Origin of the sequence: Helicobacter rodentium ATCC 700285, from assembly GCF_000687535.1 — a bacterium.
Lineage (GTDB): Bacteria > Campylobacterota > Campylobacteria > Campylobacterales > Helicobacteraceae > Helicobacter_D > Helicobacter_D rodentium.
The window spans coordinates 1-1378 of sequence record NZ_JHWC01000025.1; the positions used below are offsets into that span (position 1 = coordinate 1).

A 1378-nucleotide genomic window follows, 5' to 3' on the forward strand; every position below is an offset into this window, starting at 1 on the left:
CCTACCTCTCCCATACTCTAGAATAACAGTTTCAAATGCAGTTCTATGGTTAAGCCATAGGATTTCACATCTGACTTGCTATCCCGCCTACGCGCTCTTTACGCCCAGTGATTCCGAGTAACGCTTGCACCCTCCGTATTACCGCGGCTGCTGGCACGGAGTTAGCCGGTGCTTATTCCTAAGATACCGTCATAATCTTCTCTTAGAAAAGGAGTTTACAATCCGAAAACCTTCATCCTCCACGCGGCGTTGCTGCTTCAGGGTTTCCCCCATTGAGCAATATTCCCTACTGCTGCCTCCCGTAGGAGTCTGGACCGTGTCTCAGTTCCAGTGTGTCCGTTCACCCTCTCAGGCCGGATACCCGTCATAGCCTTGGTGAGCCATTACCTCACCAACAAGCTGATAGGACATAGGCTGATCCTTTAGCGAAAAACTTTCCCCCGTAGGGAGTATCCAGTATTAATCATCGTTTCCAATGGCTATCCTAGACTAAAGGGCACATAACCTATGCATTACTCACCCGTGCGCCACTAATCCACTCTAGCAAGCTAGAGCTTCATCGTTCGACTTGCATGTATTAGGCACGCCGCCAGCGTTCACTCTGAGCCAGGATCAAACTCTCCATAAAAGTTTATGGAAGTTTGAGCCAAAAATAAAACAATGGCTTAAACTCTCCATAAAAAAATAGAATCTTTTTGTTGCTTTTTGTAGAGTTTGCAATTTGCTTGTGCGATAGACCATTAGTCTAATCTCCGCACAAATTGCTTCACAACTACAAAAATCATTCAAAAATCTTTTTGTAAAGTAACAAAAAGAAAATCAAAAATAGGTTAGTTTGTCCTAAAATCTCAAAATCTCTGTTTAGACTTTTGTTTTACAAGTTTAGAAGTTAAGGATTCTCTTTTTTATCCCATTCAATCTTTTAAATGAAAAGATGGATTCGTATAGAATAGAATCTTTCAGTTTAAGATTTTAACTTACAAGGATTCCAAAAGAATCTTAACTCTTATAAAACTACAAAGTAATAAATGAGTTTATGTTGTTAAAGAAATTAGAAAATCCATTAAGATATTTGTTGTTCTTAATGATTTCCTGCTTAGTTGTCAAAGATCATTTTAACTTCTGATTGTATCATTTAAAGTTAAAGAACATTTTTACAAATCCATTAAGACTGACGCTTTATAAACTAAAGACTAAAAACTTTTAAACTCTATCAATTAAACTTTTAAAATCCTAAAACCCTATATTAGGCTTTTAAATCTTTTAAACTTTAAAACTTCAAGTTACAAGCTTTTTAACCCGTTTAAGAAAGAGAAAGTTAAAAATTTGCAAAAAAGGAAGTGGAATTATATCTAAGAAAGCTTAAGGGGAGGTTAAA

Annotated in this window: 1 rRNA gene; it reads right to left on the minus strand. The window is 36.9% G+C overall.

Going from position 1 to position 1378, the window contains the following annotated elements:
• Positions 1-628: ribosomal RNA gene (locus BS85_RS0109885) — 16S ribosomal RNA — on the minus strand; the annotation flags it as partial.
• Positions 629-1378: the final 750 nt, after the last annotated feature.